Source organism: Escherichia albertii (assembly GCF_028622335.1).
Lineage (GTDB): Bacteria > Pseudomonadota > Gammaproteobacteria > Enterobacterales > Enterobacteriaceae > Escherichia > Escherichia albertii.
Genome location: NZ_CP117568.1, coordinates 3,906,738 through 3,926,286 on the forward strand (window position 1 = coordinate 3,906,738; position 19,549 = coordinate 3,926,286).

Here is a 19,549-nt window from a genome sequence, read left to right on the forward strand (position 1 = left end):
ACCCTCTGGAGCGTTTTGTGTCGTCGTTGCCCGTTGCTGCCGTCTTACCTGAGTTACTTGCTGCCCTCGATTGTGCGCCGCAGGTGTTATTAAGTGCGCCGACCGGGGCCGGGAAATCAACTTGGCTGCCGCTGCAACTGCTGGCATATTCCGACATTGACGGGAAAATCATTTTGCTGGAGCCACGTCGACTGGCGGCGCGTAACGTTGCGCAACGCCTGGCGGAGCTGCTTAACGAAAAGCCCGGCGACACAGTTGGCTACCGGATGCGTGCGCAAAACTGCGTCGGGCCGAATACTCGTCTGGAAGTGGTCACCGAAGGCGTGCTGACGCGCATGATCCAGCGCGACCCGGAACTGAACGGTGTCGGTCTGGTGATCCTCGATGAATTTCATGAGCGCAGTTTGCAGGCAGATTTGGCGCTGGCGCTGTTACTCGATGTGCAACAAGGTCTGCGCGATGACTTAAAGCTGCTGATTATGTCGGCTACGCTGGATAACGACCGCTTGCAACAGATGCTGCCAGAAGCGCCCGTTGTTGTTTCCGAAGGGCGTTCGTATCCGGTGGAACGCCGCTATTTATCGCTGCCTGCCCATCAACGTTTTGACGAAGCTGTCGCGGCCGCTACCGCCGAATTACTGCGTCAGGAAGAGGGATCGCTGTTGCTGTTTCTACCCGGCGTCGGGGAAATACAGCGCGTTCAGGAGCAACTGGCCTCGCGCATCGGCAGTGATGTGCTGCTTTGCCCGCTGTATGGCGCGTTGTCGCTGAACGATCAGCGAAAAGCGATTCTTCCTGCACCGCAAGGAATGCGCAAAGTGGTGCTGGCGACCAATATTGCCGAAACCAGTTTAACCATTGAAGGCATCCGTCTGGTGGTGGACTGCGCTCTGGAACGGGTAGCGCGCTTTGACTCGCGTACCGGTCTTACCCGATTAATTACCCAGCGAGTCAGTCAGGCGTCGATGACACAACGTGCCGGGCGCGCCGGGCGTCTGGAGCCCGGTATTTGCCTGCATTTAATCGCCAAAGAACAAGCAGAACGCGCCGCCGCGCAAAGTGAACCGGAGATCTTACAAAGCGATCTTTCCGGCCTGCTGCTAGAGCTGCTGCAATGGGGATGTCACGATCCGACACAGATGAACTGGCTGGATCAACCGCCTGCGGTGAATTTACAGGCCGCAAAACGTCTGTTACGGATGCTGGGGGCGCTGGACGGCGAACGGCTGAGCGTCAGGGGGCAAAAAATGGCGACGCTGGGTAACGATCCGCGTTTAGCGGCAATGTTGGTGAGCGCGAAGAGCGACGACGAAGCGGCTACCGCCGCAAAAATTGCCGCCATTCTCGAAGAGCCGCCACGGATGGGAAGTTGCGATCTGGGGGCGCTATTCTCACGTAATCAACCTTCCTGGCAGCAACGCAGTCAGCAACTATTAAAGCGTTTAAATGTACGCGACGGCGAGGCCGACAGTTCGCTTATCGCCCCGCTACTTGCCCAGGCATTTGCCGACCGTATTGCCCGTCGCCGTGGACAAGATGGTCGCTATCAACTGGCAAATGGCATGGGGGCGATGCTGGACGCCGACGATGCGTTAAACCGCTACGAATGGCTGATTGCGCCGTTATTATTGCAGGGTAGCGCCTCGCCGGATGCGCGGATTTTACTGGCGCTGCCTGTCGACATAGATGAGTTGGTGCAACGCTGTCCACAATTAATACAGCAATCCGATACCGTTGAGTGGGACGACGTGCAAGGTACGCTGAAAGCCTGGCGGCGACAACAGATTGGTCAGCTCACGGTAAAAGTGCAACCGTTGGCAAAACCTTCGGAAGATGAGCTGCATCAGGCGATACTCAACGGTATTCGTGACAAAGGATTAAGCGTGCTTAACTGGACGCCTGAGGCGGAACAGCTACGCTTGCGTTTGATGTGTGCAGCGAAATGGTTACCGGAATATAACTGGCCAATGGTCGATGACGCGAGTTTACTGGCATTGCTGGAAACGTGGTTGTTGCCGCATATGAGCGGCGTACATTCATTGCGTGGTTTGAAATCGCTTGATGTTTACCAGGCCCTGCGCGGATTGCTCGATTGGGGTATGCAGCAACGTCTGGATAGTGAATTGCCTGCGCATTACACTGTGCCGACGGGAAGCCGGATCGCCATTCGTTATCATGAAGATAACCCGCCAGCGCTGGCGGTGAGAATGCAGGAGATGTTTGGCGAGGCGACTAATCCGACTATCGCCCAGGGGCGCGTGCCGTTGGTGCTGGAACTACTTTCACCCGCGCAAAGGCCGTTGCAGATCACGCGTGATTTAAGCGCTTTCTGGCAGGGAGCGTACCGCGAGGTGCAAAAAGAGATGAAAGGACGCTATCCCAAACACGTCTGGCCGGATGACCCGGCAAATACCGCACCGACGCGACGGACGAAAAAGTATTCGTGAAAACCAAACCGAATTTGAGAGATATCTTCTTCTGTTTTGTCACAGGAGAATGGAAAATCGGGCTTTTGCGCCTGAATATTGCGGAGAAAAAGCATGGCCGGGAATGACCGCGAGCCAATTGGACGCAAAGGAAAACCGACGCGTCCAGTCAAACAAAAGGTAAGCCGTCGTCGTTACGAAGATGACGATGATTACGACGATTATGATGACTATGAGGATGAAGAACCGATGCCGCGCAAAGGTAAGGGCAAAGGCAAAGGGCGTAAGCCTCGTGGCAAACGCGGCTGGTTATGGCTGTTGCTAAAACTGGCTATCGTTTTTGCCGTGCTGATTGCCATTTACGGTGTTTATCTCGATCAAAAAATTCGCAGCCGAATTGATGGCAAAGTCTGGCAATTGCCTGCTGCGGTTTATGGCCGGATGGTCAACCTTGAGCCAGATATGACCATCAGCAAGAATGAGATGGTGAAACTGCTGGAAGCCACGCAGTATCGTCAGGTGTCGAAAATGACCCGTCCTGGCGAGTTTACCGTGCAGGCAAACAGCATTGAGATGATCCGCCGTCCGTTTGATTTCCCGGACAGTAAAGAAGGGCAGGTGCGCGCGCGTCTGACCTTTGATGGCGATCATCTGGCGACTATCGTCAATATGGAGAACAACCGTCAGTTCGGTTTCTTCCGTCTTGATCCACGCCTGATCACCATGATCTCCTCGCCAAACGGCGAACAGCGCTTGTTTGTGCCGCGCAGTGGTTTCCCGGATCTGCTGGTAGATACCTTGCTGGCGACAGAAGACCGTCATTTCTACGAGCATGATGGCATCAGCCTCTACTCCATCGGGCGTGCGGTGCTGGCAAACCTGACTGCCGGACGCACAGTGCAAGGGGCGAGTACGCTGACCCAGCAACTGGTGAAAAACCTGTTTCTGTCCAGCGAGCGTTCTTACTGGCGTAAAGCGAATGAAGCCTACATGGCGTTGATCATGGATGCGCGTTATAGCAAGGACCGCATTCTTGAGCTGTATATGAACGAGGTGTATCTCGGTCAGAGCGGCGACAACGAAATCCGTGGCTTCCCACTGGCAAGCCTGTACTACTTTGGCCGTCCGGTAGAAGAGTTGAGTCTTGATCAGCAGGCGCTGTTAGTCGGCATGGTGAAAGGCGCGTCGATCTATAACCCGTGGCGTAACCCGAAACTGGCGCTGGAGCGACGTAACCTTGTGCTGCGTTTGCTGCAACAGCAACAAATTATTGATCAAGAACTCTACGACATGCTGAGTGCGCGTCCACTGGGCGTACAGCCGCGTGGCGGGGTGATTTCTCCACAGCCAGCCTTTATGCAACTGGTGCGTCAGGAGCTACAGGCGAAACTGGGCGATAAGGTGAAAGATCTCTCTGGCGTGAAGATCTTCACTACCTTTGACTCTGTCGCACAGGACGCGGCAGAAAAAGCCGCCGTGGAAGGTATTCCGGCGCTGAAGAAACAGCGTAAGTTGAGCGATCTGGAAACCGCGATTGTGGTCGTCGACCGTTTTAGCGGTGAAGTTCGCGCGATGGTCGGTGGTTCGGAACCGCAGTTTGCGGGTTACAACCGTGCGATGCAGGCGCGTCGTTCGATTGGTTCACTGGCAAAACCGGCGACTTATCTGACAGCATTAAGTCAGCCGAAAATTTATCGCCTGAATACGTGGATTGCTGATGCACCGATTGCACTGCGTCTGTCGAATGGTCAGGTCTGGTCACCACAGAATGATGACCGTCGCTATAGCGAAAGCGGCAGAGTGATGCTGGTGGATGCGCTGACCCGTTCGATGAACGTGCCGACGGTGAATCTGGGGATGGCGCTGGGGCTGCCTGCGGTTACGGAGACCTGGATCAAACTGGGGGTGCCGAAAGATCAGCTAAATCCAGTTCCGGCTATGTTACTGGGGGCGCTGAACCTGACGCCAATTGAAGTGGCGCAAGCGTTCCAGACCATCGCCAGCGGCGGTAACCGCGCACCGCTTTCTGCGCTGCGTTCGGTAATCGCGGAAGACGGCAAGGTGCTGTATCAGAGCTTCCCGCAGGCGGAACGTGCTGTTCCGGCGCAGGCGGCGTATCTGACGCTGTGGACCATGCAGCAGGTTGTACAACGCGGTACGGGTCGTCAGCTTGGCGCGAAATATCCCAATCTGCATCTGGCAGGGAAAACGGGTACCACCAACAACAACGTTGATACCTGGTTTGCCGGGATTGATGGCAGCACGGTGACCATTACCTGGGTAGGCCGTGATAACAACCAGCCGACAAAACTGTATGGCGCCAGTGGCGCAATGTCGATTTACCAGCGTTATCTGGCTAATCAGACGCCAACGCCGCTGAATCTTGTTCCGCCAGAAGATATTGTGGATATGGGCGTGGACTACAACGGTAACTTTGTTTGCAGCGGCGGTATGCGTACTTTGCCGGTCTGGACCAGCGACCCGAATTCGCTGTGCCAGCCGAGTGAGATGCCGCAGCAACCGTCAGGCAATCCGTTTGATCAGTCTTCTCAGCCGCAGCAACAGCCGCAACAGCAACCTGCTCAACAGGAGCAGAAAGACAGCGACGGCGTGGCTGGTTGGATCAAGGAGATGTTTGGTAGTAATTAATAACGTAATTGCTCTCCGCTTATGCGGAGAGCGTAATGAAATCATTTAGATAAATTAAATAAATATTTATTTAATGAATACACGACCATCAATATATATTTTTAGTTTATGTTATATTTTATTACCTTAAACTCTTAAAATAAAAAACCAAAAATAACACTTTAAAATTCATGTGGTTATTGTTTTATTACTGCAGCTTGTATAGACAGGCAATGTGTTTTTTGCTCTAATCTAAAAATAATATTCTTTGGTGAATATATTTCTAATATCAATATTTATCGAGCCCTGACCAGTCGCTCTGGAATGGAATCATGTGTGTCATCTCATAATTAAGGGATTTTTATGAATAAAAAATTGCTTTCTCTGTTAGTGTCAGGAAGTCTCATCGCTGCAGTAAGTACCAGTGTATTTGCTGCTGATACCGGAGTGGTTAACTTTAACGGTAAAATTGTTGCCGATACTTGCGAAATTAATGTAAACGAGTCTGCCAGTACAACGGGAACAGTCACTTTTGCAGATACTTACCCAGCGGACTATTCTGGAGACGGTAGTATTGGAACGTCAAAAGATTTTAAAATTGAATTAATAAAATGCGATCCGTTGGTGGACAAACTAAACCTGACATTTTCTGGAACGACAACGGATGCTGGTTTCCTGCGTCTGGAAAATAGCGAAGCTGGTGCCGGCAGTGCAACAAATGTGGGTATTACGGTGACAAATAAAAATGGCGGGGCTAACGATGTGAAATTTGATGGTTCAGTTCCCGATGCATCCACTGATGTTGATAATGCCGGGAGCATTACTCCAACAATATTCAATTACACAGCCAATGTTATTCAGGTTGGTAATAACGCGCCGACTGCGGGTAAGTATGCCTCATCTGCGACGTTCGAAGTATTTTATCGCTAATATTCATAGTGTTTGAAAGGACTATTTGACCACGGAGGGTTATTTATGTCAGTTTTTTCTCGAGTTTGTTTAGGTTTTACATTTCTTCTTACGGCATTGCAAGTACAGGCAAGTATTGTTCTTGGCGGTACACGTATTATCTATCCTTCAAATCAAAATGAAGTTCAAATCGCATTAAAAAATAAAGATGCATATGCACGTTATTTGGTGCAAAGCTGGGTAAGTAATATTGATGGCTCTAAAGCCCCCTTTCTCATTACGCCTCCAGTTTATAAACTTGAAGAAAATCGGCAAACATTACTCCATATTGTATTTACAGGTGATAAAAACAAACTTCCTCAGGATAGGGAAAGTTTGTTTCTGGCAAACATAAAATCTGTTTCTGCGATGCCAGAAGAGCTAAAAGATAAAAATACCTTGCAATTTGCAATGAAAGCCCGGCTTAAGTTGTTTTGGCGGCCAGCTTCTCTGGATAATAGTGATGCTCTCACTGCATGGGAAAAACTTAAGTTCCATAAAGAAGCGGGAAAGCTCATAGTAAAAAATCCAACGCCTTTTTATATCTCGTTCAGTGATCTGACTGTATCGGGAAAAAATATTGTTCCTACCGAGACTAAATCTGAACCTGGCGCATTATTGATGATGGTAGGGCCATTTTCTGAGCAGCGGTTTAGTCTTCCTGCCGGAGCGGGAAATATTGTTGAGTGGTCGGTGATAACTGACTACGGGTCAAGTTCTGGAAAACGACAACAAAAGCTATAAATCACCGAAGTGTATTACTATAAATAACCGATCTGTATTTATAATATTACGGGCGCAAGGGAATTTATGCCGCTACCATTGCATCGCACATTTGTCTTAACTGGGATAACATTTGCATTATCGGCAGTGTATTCATTGAGCTATGCACGAGATGAATTTAACCTTCGTATCCTGGAGCTGGATAGCCCACTTGAAAATACACAAGTACTGGAGGATTTTGTTAATAATAATAATTTAACTCCGGGAGTGTATCTTACCTCTGTTATGTGGGGGCAAGAGTATCTTGATAAGAGAAATATTACCTTCATTCTGTCTTCGGATAAAAAAAGTCTTATCCCTCGTTTTACAAAGGCGGATCTCCGTGAATTTGGTCTTAAAGTTGACGACATTCCAGCGTTACAAGTAATTGATGACGACACTGAGGTTGGTGATATTGCTCAGATTATTGATGGCGCACGTTATGATTTCCAGTTAGATAGCCAAACGCTGTGTCTGCGGATCCCGCAAATCTATCAGAATGCGCGGGCCGCAGGGAGTATTTCACCGAAATACTGGAATGATGGTGAGAGTGCGGCGTGGTTAAGTTATTACGCCAGTGGTTCCCGGCAAAACAGTGATGGCGATAACCTGAATTCAAATTGGTTGAATTTAAATTCAGGGATTAATTTAGGCGTATGGCGGCTACGAAATAATACCGTTTACAGTGACTCCAGTTGGGAGTCGATCAGCACCAGTTTGCAACGCGATATCAAAGCATTAAGAAGCCAGATGGAAGTCGGGCAGACGTTCACAAATGGCGATCTTTTTGACAGTGTGCAAATGACAGGTATAAAGCTTGAAACGGATACCAGTATGCTGCCTGACAGCGAACAAGGCTTTGCGCCTGTGGTTCGTGGTATTGCCAACAGCGATGCACAAGTTGTGATTAAACAAAACGGCTATGTCATTTACCAAACGTGGGTATCGGCAGGGCCATTTGAAATTAAAGACTTAAGCCAGGTAACGGCGGGAGCCGATCTGGAAGTCACCATCAAAGAAACTAACGGGCAAGAACACAGTTTTATTCAGGCCAGTTCAACGGTTCCAATTCTACAGCGAGAAGGCGCATTAAAATATAGTCTTGCAACTGGAAAATACCGTGACAATGATAATCATGCTGAGACACCTGTTTTTGGTGTTGCAACCGCGATATATGGCTTGCCCTATGGAATAACGATTTATGGCGGCATACTGGGTGCCTCAATGTATCATTCTGGTGTGACAGGGATTGGCGCTGATTTAGGCCGTCTGGGGTCGGTATCTGTTGATATCACCGCAGCAAAAACGAAGTTTGATGATGGGCGTGATGATGCAACAGGGCTGTCATGGCGTGCACAGTATGCGAAAGATTTTCCAGACACTGATACGACAGTAACTCTGGCAAGTTATCGTTATTCCACATCACAATTTTACACTTTCCAGGAAGCACTTGATCAACGTGATACACCTGATGACAAGGGTATTTACAGTTATCGGCAGACAAATAATCGGCGTAATCGTTTACAAATTAATCTTTCACAAAATATTGGTCGTTGGGGCTCGGTCTACCTTAATGGTTATCAACAGGATTATTGGGGAATGCATGGGGCCGAACGCAGTATAGGAATGGGGTACAGTACGACCTGGAATAATATTAACTGGTCTGTTAATTACACACTAACGAAAACGCCAGGAATGGCTGGCGAGCAGCAATTTTCATTAACACTCAATATTCCTCTCTCTCGCTGGCTGCCAGATTCATGGGCGATGTATAACGTAAACCGTTCCGATAAAAGTAATACATCACATCAATTGGGAATTGGCGGTACTGCTCTGCAAGATAACAACCTGAGTTATAATTTACAGCAAAGTTATACTGATAATAATGTGGGTTATGGTGCCAGCATGAATGGACGTTATCGTAGCTCAGTGGGGGAATTCGGTCTGGGATATAGCTATGATAAAAATAGTCGTCAGTGGAATTACAGTGCGCAAGGTGCGGTGGTTGCTCATGCTCATGGAGTAACATTGGGGCAATCAGTGCAGGATTCATTCGCGATCGTGCATATTAATGAGGGTGCCAATGTAAAAGTACAAAATGCGCAAGGCGTTTATACTGATTATTGGGGAAACGCGATTGTTCCCAATATGACGAATTATCGACATAACGCTATTACTGTGAATACTCAGGGGCACAATAGTCTTGATATTTCTGATGCCACACAAGATGTTATTCCTTCGAAAGGGGCTGTTGTCGGTGTCGATTTTGATGCACGTAGCGGAATGCGAGCCTTATTGACATTAGTCCATAATAAAGAACGCGTCCCCTTTGGGGCATTGCTGACATTAGGGAATAGTACAGCGATTGTTGGTGAAGATGGAGAGGTTTATATTACTGGTGTGCAAGAATCAATGACATTTACGGTACAGTGGGGAAAAGAGATTAACCAGCAATGTACAGGAGTTATCACTGTACCAGAAAAATACACCACGGGTATCTATAAAGCCACAATGGATTGTCGATAACAAATAAGACAGGAACAAATAATGAAGCCAGGATTTGCCTCTTATATACGAGCATTATTGACCATAATATTTCTTAGCTGGGGCGTCATTCCTGCGGTTTTCGCCAGTTGCAATATTTCTGGAAATGGAGGAAATCCGGCAACAATACAATTCTCCGTGCCTGCGTTAGTTGTTAATAGTGACGCTGCTCCTGGAACGATTATTGCGACAGTAAATGCGAACAGTCCTTCAATTTCAGTTTCCTGTACGGCAAATGGTGAGATCTGGCAAGGATATACCGTATTGACAAACGGCGATATGCGTACTGATAACCCACTTCCAGATGTGTTTCAGACTAATGTGCCAGGAATCGGTTTTCGTGCGGCGTGGGCGAATAACACCAGTGCGCAACTCACCGCCGGATATTTAATGACGCCCTGGCATAAAGGCTCGTCAACAGTGATTAAAGGATATGTTTATCCGATTACAATACATGCAGCTATTCAGTTTATTGTCACAGGACCTGTCGGTAATGGGACCATTGATACCAGCAAACTGATTGCTGACTGGAAGTATGACAATCGTGTTATTGGAGAGCTTCGTTTTAGTTCCGTTCCGGTCAATATTCAACCGGGCACATGCGACCTTATAGAAAAAAATATTACCGTTCCGCTCAACGATATTGGCACAGATGATTTTGATGTTAACAATGTGTCACCTGTAGTTTCCGATGATCGGTTTAAAATTCAGATTGAAAAATGTTCTCAGGATGTAAAAGTTGATTACCGCTTTACCTCATCAGGTTCTACTGGGGTAACGGGTAATAATATTCTTAATATTGAATCTGGTTCAGGAATGGCGGAAGGCGTTGGTCTGCAGATCCTCGACAGTAACAACAATGTGATGGTATTTGATACAGACTATACGGCTGTTCAAAAAACGACGTTAAATCAAAATATTACTATTCCATTAAAAGCACGCTACATCAAAACGGGTAGCGTCAAAAGTGGTCGGGTTAATTCTGTTGCCACCTTCGAAGTATATTACCGATAAGCTTTTCCCTTCGTCATAAAATGTTAATTTTTGGTAAGCGCATTTTTATGGTTTACGGTGCAAATATTAACATTTTTGATTCATCTGATTGATTCTCGCCCCTTCATGGACGCACAGAGCGCATATCACTTGCGAACCCGCCAGCGTTTCGAATATTATCTTATCTTTATAATAATCATTCTCGTTTACATTACTATTCACTTTACACCAGAGAAATACCAATGGCGCGTTCCAAAACTGCTCTGCCAAAACACTCGCTGCGTAAAATCGCAGTCGTAGTCGCCACAGCGGTTAGCGGCATGTCTGTTTATGCACAGGCGGCGGTTGAACCGAAAGAAGACACTATCACTGTTACTGCCGCACCAGCGCCGCAAGAAAGCGCATGGGGGCCGGCTGCAACCATTGCGGCGAGACAATCTGCTACCGGTACTAAAACAGATACGCCAATTCAAAAAGTGCCGCAGTCCATTTCTGTTGTCACCGCTGAAGAGATGGCGTTGCATCAGCCGAAGTCCGTAAAAGAAGCGCTTAGCTACACGCCGGGTGTTTCAGTGGGTACGCGTGGCGCGTCTAATACCTATGACCACCTGATCATTCGCGGTTTTGCCGCAGAAGGTCAAAGCCAGAATAACTACCTTAACGGGCTGAAATTACAGGGCAACTTCTATAACGATGCGGTTATCGATCCGTATATGCTGGAACGCGCAGAAATTATGCGTGGCCCGGTATCTGTGCTTTACGGGAAAAGCAGCCCTGGCGGTTTGTTGAATATGGTCAGCAAGCGTCCGACTACCGAACCACTGAAAGAAGTTCAGTTTAAAGCAGGTACTGATAGCCTGTTCCAGACGGGTTTTGATTTCAGCGATGCGCTGGACGATGACGGCGTTTACTCTTATCGTCTGACTGGTCTTGCTCGTTCTGCAAATGCCCAGCAGAAAGGGGCGGAAGAGCAGCGTTATGCTATTGCTCCGGCGTTCACCTGGCGCCCGGATGATAAAACTAATTTCACCTTCCTTTCTTACTTCCAGAACGAGCCGGAAACCGGTTATTACGGCTGGTTGCCGAAAGAGGGAACCGTCGAGCCGCTGCCAAATGGTAAGCGTCTGCCGACTGACTTCAACGAAGGTGCGAAGAACAACACCTATTCTCGTAATGAGAAGATGGTGGGTTATAGCTTCGACCACGAATTTAATGACACCTTTACCGTGCGTCAGAACTTGCGTTTTGCCGAAAATAAAACTTCGCAAAACAGTGTATATGGCTACGGTGTTTGCTCCGATCCGGCGAATGCTGATAGCAAACAATGTGCCGCTCTGGCGCCAGCGGATAAAGGCCATTATCTGGCGCGTAAATACGTCGTTGATGATGAGAAACTGCAAAACTTCTCTGTAGATACCCAGTTACAGAGCAAATTTGCCACTGGCGATATCGACCACACCCTGCTGACGGGCGTCGATTTTATGCGTATGCGTAATGACATCAACGCCTGGTTTGGTTATGACGACTCTGTGCCGCTGTTGAATCTGTACAATCCGGTATATACCGACTTTGACTTCAACACGAAAGACCCGGATAACTCCGGCCCTTACCGTATTCTGAATAAGCAGAAGCAAACAGGGATTTATGTTCAGGATCAGGCGCAGTGGGATAAAGTGCTGGTGACTCTGGGCGGGCGCTATGACTGGGCAGACCAGGAGTCGCTCAACCGTGTTGCCGGAACGACGGACAAACGTGATGACAGACAGTTTACCTGGCGTGGTGGCGTTAACTATCTGTTTGATAACGGTGTAACGCCGTACTTCAGCTATAGCGAATCGTTTGAACCTTCTTCGCAAGTTGGGAAGGATGGTAATATTTTCGCACCGTCTAAAGGTAAGCAGTATGAAGTCGGCGTGAAATACGTGCCGGAAGATCGCCCAATTGTTGTCACTGGTGCGTTGTATAATCTCACTAAAACCAACAACCTGATGGCGGATCCGAATAATCCCAATTTCTCGATTGAAGGCGGTGAGATCCGCGCTCGTGGCGTAGAAATCGAAGCGAAAGCGGCGCTGTCAGCGAGTGTTAATGTAGTCGGTTCTTATACCTATACCGATGCGGAATACACCACCGATACGACCTACAAAGGCAACACGCCTGCGCAGGTGCCAAAACACATGGCTTCTCTGTGGGCTGACTACACCTTCTTTGATGGTCCGCTTTCCGGTCTGACGCTGGGCACTGGCGGTCGTTATACGGGTTCCAGCTATGGCGATGCGGCTAACTCCTTCAAAGTGGGAAGTTATACGGTCGTGGATGCGTTAGTGCGTTATGATCTGGCGCGAGTCGGTATGGCTGGCTCCAACGTGGCGCTGCATGTTAACAACCTGTTCGATCGCGAATACGTCGCTAGCTGCTTTAACACCTATGGCTGCTTCTGGGGCGCAGAACGTCAGGTCGTTGCAACCGCAACCTTCCGTTTCTAATTTCTCTTTGGGCACGGATTTCCGTGCCCGTTTCACAAGTTGGCTGTTATGCAGGAATACACGAATCATTCCGATACCACTTTTGCACTGCGTAATATCTCCTTTCGTGTGCCCGGGCGCACGCTTTTGCATCCGCTGTCATTAACTTTTCCCGCCGGGAAAGTGACCGGCCTGATTGGTCACAACGGTTCTGGTAAATCCACACTACTCAAAATGCTGGGACGCCATCAGCCACCGTCGGAAGGCGAGATTCTTCTCGACGCTCAGCCGCTGGAAAACTGGAGTAGCAAAGCATTTGCCCGCAAAGTCGCGTATTTACCGCAGCAACTTCCTCCGGCAGAAGGGATGACCGTGCGTGAACTGGTGGCGATTGGTCGCTACCCGTGGCATGGCGCGCTGGGGCGCTTTGGCGCGGCTGATCGCGAAAAGGTCGAGGAAGCTATCTCGCTGGTTGGCTTAAAACCACTGGCGCATCGGCTGGTCGATAGCCTCTCTGGCGGCGAACGCCAGCGGGCGTGGATCGCTATGCTGGTAGCACAGGATAGCCGTTGTCTGTTGCTCGACGAACCGACCTCGGCGCTGGATATCGCCCACCAGGTTGATGTGCTGGCGCTGGTGCATCGTTTAAGTCAGGAGCGTGGTCTGACGGTCATTGCTGTGCTGCACGATATCAATATGGCGGCGCGCTACTGTGATTACCTGGTTGCCCTGCGCGGTGGCGAAATGATTGCTCAGGGAACGCCAGCGGAAATTATGCGCGGCGAAACCCTCGAAATGATTTATGGCATCCCGATGGGGATTTTGCCGCATCCGGCGGGTGCCGCACCTGTGAGTTTTGTCTATTGATGAGCGGCTTACCTCTTATTTCGCGCCGCCGACTGTTAACGGCGATGGCGCTTTCTCCGTTGTTATGGCAGATGAATACCGCCCGCGCAGCGGCTATCGATCCGCATCGTATTGTGGCGCTGGAGTGGTTGCCGGTGGAATTACTGCTGGCGCTCGGCATCGTGCCTTACGGTGTGGCGGATACCATCAACTATCGACTGTGGGTCAGCGAACCTCCGCTGCCGGACTCAGTGATTGACGTCGGTTTGCGCACAGAACCGAATCTTGAACTGCTGACCGAAATGAAACCGTCATTTATGGTCTGGTCGGCAGGTTACGGCCCTTCGCCAGAAATGCTGGCGCGCATTGCACCGGGACGCGGATTTAACTTCAGTGACGGTAAACAGCCGTTGGCGATGGCGCGTAAATCACTGACGGAAATGGCGGATTTGCTTAACCTGCAAAGCGCAGCAGAAACGCATTTAGCGCACTATGAAGACTTCATCCGCAGCATGAAACCCCGTTTTGTGAAGCGTGGTGCGCGCCCATTATTGCTGACGTCGCTTCTCGATCCGCGCCATATGCTGGTCTTCGGTCCAAACAGCTTGTTCCAGGAAATTCTCGATGAGTACGGCATCCCAAATGCCTGGCAAGGGGAAACTAACTTCTGGGGTAGCACTGCCGTCAGTATCGATCGTCTGGCGGCGTATAAAGATGTTGATATGTTGTGTTTTGATCACGGTAACAATAAGGACATGGAGGCGTTAATGGCGACGCCGCTGTGGCAGGCGATGCCGTTTGTCCGTGCAGGTCGTTTTCAGCGCGTTCCGGCAGTCTGGTTCTATGGCGCGACGTTCTCGGCTATGCACTTTGTGCGTATTCTGGATAACGCCATTGGAGGTAAAGCGTGAGTAAGCGAATTGCGCTTTTCCCGGCGTTATTGTTGGCAATATTGGTGATTACCGCTGCGGCGTTAACCTGGGTGAACTTCTCACAGGCGCTGCCGCGTAGCCAGTGGGCGCAGGCCATCTGGTCGCCGGATATCGATGCTATTGAGCAGATGATTTTTCACTACAGCTTGCTGCCGCGTCTGGCGATTTCGTTGCTGGTTGGCGCAGGCCTGGGACTGGCGGGCGTACTGTTTCAGCAAGTGCTGCGTAACCCGCTGGCGGAACCGACGACACTGGGCGTGGCAACAGGGGCGCAACTGGGGATTACCGTCACGACGCTCTGGGCGATCCCCGGCGCGATGGCGAGCCAGTTTGCCGCGCTGGCGGGGGCTTGTGTCGTTGGCTTAATCGTCTTTGGCGTCGCGTGGGGGAAACGGCTTTCGCCGGTAACGCTGATCCTCGCGGGGCTGGTAGTGAGCCTTTATTGCGGCGCAATCAATCAGTTACTGGTTATTTTCCACCATGATCAGTTACAAAGCATGTTCCTGTGGAGCACCGGAACGCTGACGCAAACCGACTGGGGCGGCGTTGAGCGTTTATGGCCGCAGTTGCTGGGCGGCGTGATGCTGACGTTACTGCTACTTCGCCCGTTAACCCTGATGGGGCTTGATGATGGCGTGGCGCGCAATCTGGGGCTGGCCTTGTCGCTGGCGCGTCTGGCGGTGCTGTCGCTGGCGATAGTCATCAGTGCGCTGCTGGTGAACGCGGTGGGGATTATCGGTTTTATCGGGTTGTTCGCGCCACTGCTGGCAAAAATGCTGGGGGCGCGGCGACTGCTGCCACGGCTGATGCTGGCGTCGCTGATTGGGGCGTTAATTCTCTGGCTTTCCGATCAAATCATCCTCTGGCTGACTCGCGTGTGGATGGAAGTTTCCACTGGTTCGGTCACTGCACTGATTGGTGCGCCGCTGCTGTTGTGGTTGCTACCCCGTCTACGCAGTATTAGCGCGCCGGATATGAAGGTTAACGATCGGGTTGCGACTGAACGTCAACATGTGTTGGCGTTTGCCCTCGCTGGCGGCGTGCTGTTGCTGATTGCCGTAGTGGTGGCGCTGTCGTTTGGTCGTGACTCGCAAGGCTGGACGTGGGCGAGTGGTGCGCTACTTGAGGATTTAATGCCGTGGCGCTGGCCGCGAATTATGGCGGCGCTGTTTGCGGGCGTCATGCTGGCGGTAGCGGGATGTATTATTCAGCGGCTGACCGGAAATCCAATGGCAAGCCCGGAAGTGTTAGGGATTAGCTCTGGCGCGGCGTTTGGCGTGGTGTTGATGTTGTTTTTAGTGCCAGGCAATGCCTTCGGTTGGTTGTTGCCTGCGGGAAGTATCGGTGCGGCGGTGACCTTGTTGATCATTATGATCGCCGCCGGGCGCGGTGGATTTTCCCCACATCGCATGTTACTGGCGGGGATGGCGTTAAGCACCGCGTTCACCATGCTTTTGATGATGTTGCAGGCGAGCGGCGACCCGCGAATGGCGCAAGTGCTGACCTGGATTTCCGGTTCGACCTACAACGCCACCGATGCGCAGGTCTGGCGCACCGGAATTGTGATGGTGATTTTGCTGTCGATTACCCCGTTGTGCCGCCGCTGGCTGACCATTTTACCGCTGGGCGGTGATACCGCACGGGCTGTGGGAATGGCGCTGACGCCGACACGAATTGCGTTGCTGATGTTAGCGGCCTGTCTGACAGCGACCGCGACGATGACTATTGGACCGTTGAGTTTTGTTGGTCTGATGGCGCCGCATATCGCGCGGATGATGGGCTTTCGACGGACGATGCCGCACATCGTAATTTCGGCGCTGGTGGGAGGATTACTGCTGGTGTTCGCTGACTGGTGTGGGCGGATGGTATTGTTTCCATTCCAGATCCCGGCGGGGCTGCTGTCGACGTTTATTGGCGCGCCGTATTTTATCTATTTGTTGAGAAAGCAAAGCCGTTAGTTTGCTTGCTGGCAAACGATGCCCGATGCGACGCTGGCGCGTCTTATCGGGCCTACAAACGGTTCTGAACAGTAGGCCGGATAAGGCGTTTACGCCGCATCCGGCAAGCAGTGCAGGATTACAATTTGGCAAACACCCGACGTGCAGCATCGATGGTGTTATTGATATCTTCCATGCTGTGCGCCACGGACATAAAGCCCGCTTCAAACGCCGACGGCGCCAGGTAAACACCTTCATCCAGCATCATATGGAAGAAACGCTTAAAGCGTTCCACGTCACAGGCCATTACGTCCTGATAACACGTCACCGACTCGGCGTCAGTAAAGAAAATACCGAACATGCCGCCAACGTGATTCACAACCAGCGGAATTCCCGCTTCTTTCGCCGCTTCCAGCAGACCTTCTGCCAGACGTGTTGTCAGCTCATCCAGCGTTTCGTGAACGCCCGGCTGCGCCACTTCATTCAGACAAGCGAAACCTGCAGCCATCGCAATCGGGTTGCCGGAAAGCGTACCCGCCTGGTACACCGGACCGGTTGGGGCCAGCGCATCCATTACATCACGACGACCGCCAAACGCGCCTACCGGCATTCCGCCGCCGATAATTTTGCCCAGGCAGGTTAAATCCGGCACCACGCCGTAATAATCCTGCGCGCCAGCTAACGCCACACGGAAGCCGGTCATGACTTCATCGATGATCAGCAACGCGCCAAATTCATCGCACAGCGCGCGCAGACCCGGCAGGAACTCTGGCAGCGGCGGAACACAGTTCATATTGCCTGCCACCGGTTCGACGATAATACAGGCAATATCTTGCGGGTACTGTTCGAACGCGGCGCGTACAGACGCCAGATCGTTATAAGTACAGGTTAATGTATGTTTGGCGAAATCTGCCGGAACGCCCGGTGAGTTTGGTTGACCTAAAGTGAGTGCGCCAGAACCGGCTTTCACCAGCAGGCAGTCAGCGTGACCGTGGTAACAACCTTCGAATTTAATGATTTTGTCGCGGCCAGTAAAACCACGGGCCAGGCGGATGGCGCTCATTGTCGCTTCGGTACCGGAGTTCACCATGCGTACCATATCCATGGTCGGCACCAGTTCGGTGACCAGTGCTGCCATTTTCACTTCCATTTCGGTTGGCGCACCAAAACTCAGACCGCGTTCTGCGGCTTCAATTACCGCATTGCGGATTGCCGGATGGTTATGGCCCAGCACCATCGGCCCCCAGGAACCGACATAGTCGATATACGCTTTGCCATCAACATCGTACAGATAAGCGCCGTCCGCTTTTTCGATAAATAACGGAGTGCCGCCCACGCCAGTAAAGGCGCGAACAGGAGAGTTCACACCGCCAGGGATTAGCTCGCGCGCTGCGCTGTAAAGATTTTCAGACTTACTCATGGAAGGTTCCTGATTCGTAGAAAAAGTGAATGGCTGCTATTCTATGTTATTCATAACAAGTTAAATACTCGTCAAATCTCAGGTTGCCAGTGCTGCTGCAACCCGGATTCCTAAGAGTATAAAAGTTTTGCACGTTTGAAACATTACGCTTTGCAAAGGATTTTCATTGAGCGTGCGAGTAAAATGCCGTCATCTTATTTGTATGACTAATAAGTGATCATTGGATGAAAACTGATACTCCCTCTTATGAAATACCGCAGGCTGCACGTCTGCGACGCAGACAGCTGATTCGTCAACTTCTTGAACGCGATAAAACACCATTAGCCATTTTGTTTATGGCGGCGGTCGTCGGCACGCTTGTCGGGCTGGCGGCGGTTGCGTTTGACAAAGGTGTTGCCTGGTTGCAGAACCAACGTATGGGGGCGTTGGTACATGCTGCCGATAATTATCCTCTTTTGTTGACTGTCGCTTTTCTTGGTTCGGCAGTGCTGGCAATGTTCGGCTATTTTCTGGTACGTAAATACGCGCCGGAAGCTGGCGGTTCGGGTATCCCAGAAATTGAAGGGGCGCTGGAAGATCAACGCCCCGTTCGCTGGTGGCGCGTATTGCCGGTGAAATTCTTCGGGGGGCTGGGAACGCTGGGCGGCGGTATGGTGCTGGGGCGAGAAGGGCCAACCGTGCAGATTGGCGGTAACATTGGTCGCATGGTGCTTGATATTTTCCGCATGAAAGGTGATGAAGCGCGTCACACCTTGCTGGCAACCGGTGCAGCAGCGGGGCTGGCGGCGGCCTTTAACGCACCGCTGGCGGGTATCTTGTTTATTATCGAAGAGATGCGTCCGCAGTTTCGCTATACGCTGATTTCAATTAAAGCGGTATTTATTGGTGTCATTATGTCGACCATTATGTACCGTATTTTTAATCACGAAACGGCTCTGATTGACGTGGGGAAGCTTTCTGATGCTCCGCTCAATACGCTTTGGCTTTATCTGATCCTCGGGATTATTTTTGGCATCTTCGGCCCTGTTTTTAATAAATGGGTGCTGGGGATGCAGGATTTGCTGCACCGTGTACACGGCGGCAATATTACCAAATGGGTGCTAATGGGCGGTGTGATTGGCGGACTGTGCGGACTGCTTGGTTTTATCGCACCTGTAACCTCGGGCGGCGGCTTTACCCTGATTCCAATCGCGACAGCGGGGAATTTCAGCGTGGGAATGTTGATATTCATCTTCGTAGCGCGCGTAATCACTACCTTACTTTGCTTCTCTTCAGGTGCGCCGGGGGGCATTTTCGCGCCGATGTTGGCGTTAGGTACGGTGCTGGGGACGGCATTCGGTATGGCCGCCGTAGAAATGTTCCCGCAATATCACCTTGAAGCAGGAACGTTTGCGGTTGCCGGAATGGGGGCGCTACTGGCGGCATCTGTCCGCGCACCGTTGACCGGCATTATATTGGTACTTGAGATGACCGATAATTATCAGCTCATTTTGCCAATGATTATTACGGGGCTTGGCGCAACACTATTAGCACAATTTACCGGCGGGAAACCGCTATACTCGGCAATTCTTGCCCGTACGCTGGCAAAACAGGAAGTGGAACAGTTGGCGCGCAACAAGGCTGCACCTGCCGGCGAGAATACTTGAAC

General features: G+C 50.8%; 13 protein-coding genes. 12 read left to right on the plus strand and 1 reads right to left on the minus strand.

Annotated elements, in window-relative coordinates:
* Window positions 1-17: 17 nt before the first annotated feature.
* The 10 genes from hrpB (at window position 18) to fhuB (ending at window position 16,502) form a co-directional block, all read left to right on the plus strand.
* Window positions 18-2,447, plus strand: a complete 2,430-nt coding sequence (gene hrpB, locus PS053_RS18900; protein WP_137648631.1) for an ATP-dependent helicase HrpB — start codon at window positions 18-20, stop codon at window positions 2,445-2,447.
* Between the two features lie 93 nt (window positions 2,448-2,540).
* The gene (gene mrcB, locus PS053_RS18905; protein ID WP_000918152.1) at window positions 2,541-5,075 is read left to right on the plus strand and encodes a bifunctional glycosyl transferase/transpeptidase; all 2,535 of its coding nucleotides are present in this window, start codon (window positions 2,541-2,543) and stop codon (window positions 5,073-5,075) included.
* A 342-nt stretch (window positions 5,076-5,417) separates the two neighbouring features.
* Complete coding sequence (locus PS053_RS18910) at window positions 5,418-5,984, plus strand: fimbrial protein (RefSeq protein WP_025237625.1); 567 nt, start codon at window positions 5,418-5,420, stop codon at window positions 5,982-5,984.
* A 45-nt stretch (window positions 5,985-6,029) separates the two neighbouring features.
* Window positions 6,030-6,746 carry a fimbrial biogenesis chaperone gene (locus PS053_RS18915; protein WP_256878679.1) on the plus strand — a complete coding sequence of 239 codons (717 nt, stop codon included), beginning with the start codon at window positions 6,030-6,032 and terminating at the stop codon, window positions 6,744-6,746.
* Window positions 6,747-6,812: 66 nt separating this feature from the next.
* Entirely contained in the window at window positions 6,813-9,290 is a 2,478-nt protein-coding gene (locus PS053_RS18920) for a fimbria/pilus outer membrane usher protein (protein WP_059253704.1), read from the plus strand.
* A gap of 21 nt (window positions 9,291-9,311) precedes the next feature.
* Window positions 9,312-10,322: a fimbrial protein gene (locus tag PS053_RS18925; RefSeq protein ID WP_059253702.1), complete on the plus strand. Its 1,011-nt coding sequence runs from the start codon at window positions 9,312-9,314 to the stop codon at window positions 10,320-10,322.
* Window positions 10,323-10,543: 221 nt separating this feature from the next.
* On the plus strand, window positions 10,544-12,787 hold the full coding sequence (gene fhuA / locus PS053_RS18930) for a ferrichrome porin FhuA (protein ID WP_059253701.1): 2,244 nt from the start codon (window positions 10,544-10,546) through the stop codon (window positions 12,785-12,787).
* Between the two features lie 48 nt (window positions 12,788-12,835).
* Window positions 12,836-13,633, plus strand: coding sequence for a Fe3+-hydroxamate ABC transporter ATP-binding protein FhuC (fhuC, locus tag PS053_RS18935; RefSeq protein ID WP_001158926.1), 798 nt, complete (start codon window positions 12,836-12,838; stop codon window positions 13,631-13,633).
* Window positions 13,633-14,523, plus strand: coding sequence for a Fe(3+)-hydroxamate ABC transporter substrate-binding protein FhuD (gene fhuD, locus PS053_RS18940; protein ID WP_054409750.1), 891 nt, complete (start codon window positions 13,633-13,635; stop codon window positions 14,521-14,523). Before fhuC ends, fhuD begins: the two co-directional genes overlap by 1 nt.
* A complete protein-coding gene (gene fhuB / locus PS053_RS18945; protein WP_059218439.1) occupies window positions 14,520-16,502 on the plus strand; it encodes a Fe(3+)-hydroxamate ABC transporter permease FhuB in 1,983 nt (660 codons plus the stop codon). Before fhuD ends, fhuB begins: the two co-directional genes overlap by 4 nt.
* 118 nt (window positions 16,503-16,620) lie before the next feature.
* On the opposite strand, the gene hemL is transcribed toward fhuB, so the two are convergent.
* Window positions 16,621-17,901, minus strand: coding sequence for a glutamate-1-semialdehyde 2,1-aminomutase (gene hemL, locus PS053_RS18950; protein ID WP_000045243.1), 1,281 nt, complete (start codon window positions 17,899-17,901; stop codon window positions 16,621-16,623).
* A 165-nt stretch (window positions 17,902-18,066) separates the two neighbouring features.
* Between hemL and yadX the strand changes: the two genes are divergently transcribed.
* Together yadX and clcA are read left to right on the plus strand one after the other, a co-directional pair.
* Complete coding sequence (gene yadX / locus PS053_RS18955) at window positions 18,067-18,111, plus strand: hypothetical protein (protein ID WP_212736864.1); 45 nt, start codon at window positions 18,067-18,069, stop codon at window positions 18,109-18,111.
* 14 nt (window positions 18,112-18,125) lie between these two features.
* Window positions 18,126-19,547 carry a H(+)/Cl(-) exchange transporter ClcA gene (gene clcA / locus PS053_RS18960; protein ID WP_000845420.1) on the plus strand — a complete coding sequence of 474 codons (1,422 nt, stop codon included), beginning with the start codon at window positions 18,126-18,128 and terminating at the stop codon, window positions 19,545-19,547.
* Window positions 19,548-19,549: the final 2 nt, after the last annotated feature.

Bases quoted from the DNA above. Each gene is read 5' to 3' on its own strand.
- PS053_RS18920 (WP_059253704.1), top strand. From the start codon at position 6,813: ATGCCGCTACCATTGCATCGCACATTTGTCTTAACTGGGATAACATTT.
- fhuD (WP_054409750.1), top strand. From the start codon at position 13,633: ATGAGCGGCTTACCTCTTATTTCGCGCCGCCGACTGTTAACGGCGATG.
- fhuC (WP_001158926.1), top strand. From the start codon at position 12,836: ATGCAGGAATACACGAATCATTCCGATACCACTTTTGCACTGCGTAAT.
- fhuA (WP_059253701.1), top strand. From the start codon at position 10,544: ATGGCGCGTTCCAAAACTGCTCTGCCAAAACACTCGCTGCGTAAAATC.
- mrcB (WP_000918152.1), top strand. From the start codon at position 2,541: ATGGCCGGGAATGACCGCGAGCCAATTGGACGCAAAGGAAAACCGACG.
- PS053_RS18915 (WP_256878679.1), top strand. From the start codon at position 6,030: ATGTCAGTTTTTTCTCGAGTTTGTTTAGGTTTTACATTTCTTCTTACG.
- clcA (WP_000845420.1), top strand. From the start codon at position 18,126: ATGAAAACTGATACTCCCTCTTATGAAATACCGCAGGCTGCACGTCTG.
- PS053_RS18925 (WP_059253702.1), top strand. From the start codon at position 9,312: ATGAAGCCAGGATTTGCCTCTTATATACGAGCATTATTGACCATAATA.
- PS053_RS18910 (WP_025237625.1), top strand. From the start codon at position 5,418: ATGAATAAAAAATTGCTTTCTCTGTTAGTGTCAGGAAGTCTCATCGCT.
- hemL (WP_000045243.1), bottom strand. From the start codon at position 17,901: ATGAGTAAGTCTGAAAATCTTTACAGCGCAGCGCGCGAGCTAATCCCT.